The organism is Xanthovirga aplysinae (assembly GCF_009711365.1).
Classification (GTDB): domain Bacteria; phylum Bacteroidota; class Bacteroidia; order Cytophagales; family Cyclobacteriaceae; genus Xanthovirga; species Xanthovirga aplysinae.
The window spans coordinates 1-4,581 of record NZ_SMMB01000840.1 but is presented as its reverse complement, the minus strand read 5'-3'; the positions used below and the strand labels follow the sequence as shown (position 1 = coordinate 4,581).

The window sequence follows — 4,581 nt, the reverse complement described above, 5'->3', positions numbered from 1 at the left end:
GAAGACAGCATATAGCTTTTGAAGTAAGTGTAGAGGGTTATCCTAAATGGATAAAAAAAATCGAAGAAGCGGGAATAAAAATCCTACATCGTCAGAAGTGGAAAAAAGGTAAACTCGAGTCTTTTTACTTCGAGGATCCTGACAAGCATTTATTGGAAATTGTACCCGAAGGAATATGGGAATAAATTTCAATTCAAGCCCTAAAGAAAATTATCAAAACTGTTTTGGGTAGTCCCCTGGAAAAGATTATCAAACCAATACTCATACTCCTCGTACAGTATACAATCATCTAACTCTATTTTAAAATACCTGATCTTTTTATAGTTAGTCTCAGGAAACCATTCCGAAAATGATCGTTGTTGATCGAGAGGAAGCTTTGACAGTGGAATAAATATTAGACCATTGTAATAAAGTGGCTGGGCCTTTCGCATAATTTGTACATTTTAAAATTCTAAAAATCATCTTTATTCGTTTCTCACCATAAAATTCATTTCCCAACCCTGTTTGTCAAATTTAAATATCAATTGTAATTCCGTGATTAAGGGAAGATTAAAATAAAATTAAGAGAGGTTCGAACTTTAAAAAACCCAAACTCCCTCATCAAAAACGTTAAAAACCAATGTTCACTCTTCAATAATTAACAAACTAGTCATCACCAAAAAGCTTTTTCAATTTCTCTTTCGCCTTCTTTTTAAGCTTTTCGGCCTCTTCTTGGGCTCTTTTTTCTGCTTCCTCCTTGGCCTTTTCTTTCAAAGTGGTAGTATCAGCAGGCTCTCCTTCCTCGCCGGCGGTAACAAAGTTTGTACCTAGAATGCTTACTTTTGGATTATCACTAGTCCCCTTTATACCTAGTTTCAAGATCACATCCGTAGGCTTTCCTCCTCCCAAATACCCACTGATAAGTCCTCCAAGTTGCGAACCTAATTTTTCAGCCGGTACAGTCATGTCCATGGTATAATCCAAAGTGCCATCGACTCCCTGACTTCCCCCAATTTTGGCCATATAACTTCCAACACTCATTTCAAAAGGTTTAACAAAAACTCTTCCGTTCTTGATTTCAGCTTGAATATCCACATCTTTAAGGTTCATTTCATTGGCATCAGAAAGTTTCGTGACCATTAAAATTCCACGCAATAATTTAGACCCTTTCAAGCTGGCATCCTTTATGGAAATTACACCATTTCCATTTAAGGTATTATACTCTGGGGTCATATCTTGTTTTAAGTCTCCTGCCAAATCAAAATCGGTAGTAAAATTTCCATTCATTCGTCCAGCAATAGGAGCAAATTTTTTAACCACATCAAAAGAATTATAAGCATTGGCGATGGTCATGTTTCGAATATTAAAATCAAAATCAAACTTGGGCCGTTTAATGTTTCGGGAATCATACATCCCAGCCAGGCCAAAATCCCCTCCTGCCAGTTGGTATTTCCCATTTTCCAATCGAATTACCCCATTTTTCACCACTACTTTTCCCGTCATATTATTCATTGTCAAATCGGAATACAGCACCTTTTGAATCCTGGCATTCAAAACAAAATCGATATTTTTTGGTACCTCATAGGCCTGAAGATGTGGCTCTTCTTCTTTTTTAGGTTTTTGAGTTGCTGCCTTCTTTGGCTCTTCTTCCATCCATTCATTTAGGTCAAAGGTTTTTGATTTAAAATCCATTTTACCTTTGATAACTGCTCTTTCTTTTAAGGTATAAGCCAAGTAGTTAGATAAATACCCTTTAATCTGGATATCACTTTTTCCCAAAAAACCATTTAATTCTCTCAAGGTAATTCTTTGGGGGTCAAAAACTGCTTTTGCTTTAGTAATCCTAAACCCTTGGGGAAGGTCATAGCTGGTAAAACTAAAATCACGGACATCCAGCTTACCTTTGGTAGGCAAACGATCGTAACGTTCGGCCTCCAAATCGGACATTTTCCCTTTGGTATTTATATCTGCATGCAGCCTTCCCGCTACAGTCATACTATCCAAAGGATAAATTTTTGTGATCTTGGCCAAATCTACATCCCCTTTCACGTTCATGTCCCAAGTGTAATCGTCCAGGTTCTCTACCTTTAAATTCCCGACCATTTTTTCACCTTCCAGCTCAAATTCAAAGTCGCTGATGTTTAAAACCGTCTCGGCCATTCTTCCACTTGTATTCTTAGCGGTGGCATCTACAAAAATATTCTCCAAAGGAATCGGAAAATCCTTGGTTTTTACATACCCATCTTCCAAACTCATTACCGCATCAATTCGAGGAATAATTGATCTTAGCGTATCATAAACACCATTTGCTTTCGCATGTAATTTATACTTACCCTTCAAGGTCATATCTTCTAAAGGAAACATACTGGTAAGCTCTTCCAAATCTATCTCCGTATCTATTTGCCCATCCACTTTCATTTTCCCTAAACCCTCGATTAACAGGCGTGCATCAAAAGGATTATTACCCAGGTCCGCATGGAACTTTTTGATATTGAATAAAGTATTTTCAAACTTCCCACTTTTATTATCCACCAATAGATCGACATTGACGTTACGGACGGGTTTGGGCACCTTTTTAAATTGAAACTGCCCCTTATCCACCAAAACTTTTAGTTGATAAGCAGGCATCTTATCCTTTTCCGAATTATAAGCACCTTTGACAAATCCATCAAAAGCTACATTTCCTTCCGCTTTTATGTCCTCAAACCCCTTCATATAAGCCATAGGTACTAGAGACAATAAGTCCTTAAAGTTGGTTTTTTCAGCCTTAAAGGAAATATCAAGATCCAAATCATCTTCATGCATAGCAGAGAATCCCTCAAAACTAAAGGCAAATTCATTTAGTTTGACACGGTTATCCTTAAAAGTGCACTTCATTTGGTCCATATCCATGTTCATAGTGATATTGGCATCTAAACTTTTATTGCTGAGAAATTCAGTGCCTTCATATTTGACTGATAAGTTATCAATAGTGGTTTGGGTTACGATATCAAAGATTTGCTGAGTAAAGTCTCCCTTTCCTTGGTGATTCACACCCACTAAGGCAGTAAGAAGTTTAGATGAACGGTCATCGTATATTATTTGACCTTGTTTTATAGCCCAATGATTGACCTGAAAAGAGACTTCTTTAGGCGCTTCCTCCTCTTCTTCCACTTTTTCCTCTTTCTCTTCTTCTTTTACCTTCTTTACCGCTATATCATAATTAGCTTGCCCATCCTCCAAAACCTTCACATGAATTTTAGGTTGATCAAGCTCAATAGCATCAATTTTAATATTTTCTCCTTTGATCACACTTACTATATTGATCACAAAACGCAATGACTTAACATCTAGCAAGGTATCTCCCTCAAAAGGTACTCGATTGGCTACACCAAAATCTCCAAGTGTCAAAGTAGCGTTGGGAAAATTGCTAAAAAGATTCAGACCAAATTGATCAGCATCATAATATACCTCAGCATTTACATTTTCTGCAAGAGCCTTATCTATCCTCTTTTTAACCTCATCCTTAAATATAAAAGGAATAATTCCTGCTGCTAGAATAAGCAGGATAAACATGACACCAAGGATAAGAAATACTTTTTTCATTTTTATGGACGGTTATTAGAGTAAACTGAAAACAAAACAATTAAAATTTATTAAAAAGCCCATCTTAACACAAAACCAGCACCTAATACAAAACACCATTAGTACTAGAACCAGTTTCCGGAATTATTAATACCGGATCTAAAATCAAATTAGACCCAAATTTGGACATCATTTATTATTTAAATAAAACTTGTTGAAGGAATGCTTCATTCTATATTACAAACAGATCTGGTGGGAATTCTAACTCCTTCAAAATAAATTTTTCTAAAGAAATAATAGGTTGAAATAATCCAGTTGTTAATATCATCATTAGTGCTAATTCAATAATTTTTGGACGTAATTTATCTAGATACAAAAAATCCCGGAAAAATTTATTTACCGGGATAGTTTTTTAGAACATATATTTAATAAAGTCTAATAATTTCTTGTCAAACGGAGGGTAATGTCATTCATTAAAGACAATTCAAGTTCGGCATGGTTCAGTCGTCGAATATTATACTTCATATCAAACTGGTCCTTTAAATTATGCATGCTGATTGTGCCAGGCCCTAAAGACCAATGAAGTTTATTCATCAGGGTATCATTACTAAATACACAACCCGGAAACCCATAACCTACTACTTCCACCAGACCATTGGATTGGAAAACAATTTTTCCATTCATATTATATTGAAGTTCATTCCGTTCGTCTGTTGAATCTGCAGGTGTGGTTTTCCACTCGGCATTCCATTCTCCCACAATTAACTCCTCCTTGTTTTTAGTGGTGGCACAGGAGAACATTTGCAAAATCAATGAAAGGAAGGCACTTAAAGCAAAAAAATTATTTCCGCGAACTACTCTCATAAAGAATTTTAAGACAGAATTTTTTTTGGAAAACGCATAAAAATATAAATCTTATTTTAAAGACGAAAGGTCTTTTGGAAAATAATTGATTTTTTCATCCAAATAATTCAATTTATTATAAAAGAAGATCAAAAAAATTAAAATTAAACCATTTCAGCTGGTGTAAGACAAAAA

Annotated in this window: 4 protein-coding genes; 1 reads left to right on the top strand and 3 read right to left on the bottom strand. The window is 35.5% G+C overall.

Annotated features, from left to right (window positions below):
* Nucleotides 1-185 (top strand): VOC family protein (locus E1171_RS06560; protein ID WP_187696307.1); only part of this gene is annotated, 185 nt, incomplete at its 5' end.
* 15 nt (nucleotides 186-200) lie between these two features.
* On the opposite strand, the gene E1171_RS06555 is transcribed toward E1171_RS06560, so the two are convergent.
* The 3 genes from E1171_RS06555 to E1171_RS06545 form a co-directional block, all read right to left on the bottom strand.
* The gene (locus E1171_RS06555) at nucleotides 201-431 is read right to left on the bottom strand and encodes a hypothetical protein (RefSeq protein ID WP_155205212.1); all 231 of its coding nucleotides are present in this window, start codon (nucleotides 429-431) and stop codon (nucleotides 201-203) included.
* A gap of 214 nt (nucleotides 432-645) precedes the next feature.
* Nucleotides 646-3,564 (bottom strand): AsmA family protein, encoded by a 2,919-nt coding sequence (locus E1171_RS06550; RefSeq protein WP_155205211.1) that lies wholly within the window; start codon nucleotides 3,562-3,564, stop codon nucleotides 646-648.
* A gap of 414 nt (nucleotides 3,565-3,978) precedes the next feature.
* Nucleotides 3,979-4,407 carry a hypothetical protein gene (locus E1171_RS06545; protein ID WP_155205210.1) on the bottom strand — a complete coding sequence of 143 codons (429 nt, stop codon included), beginning with the start codon at nucleotides 4,405-4,407 and terminating at the stop codon, nucleotides 3,979-3,981.
* Between the last annotated feature and the right edge of the window lie 174 nt (nucleotides 4,408-4,581).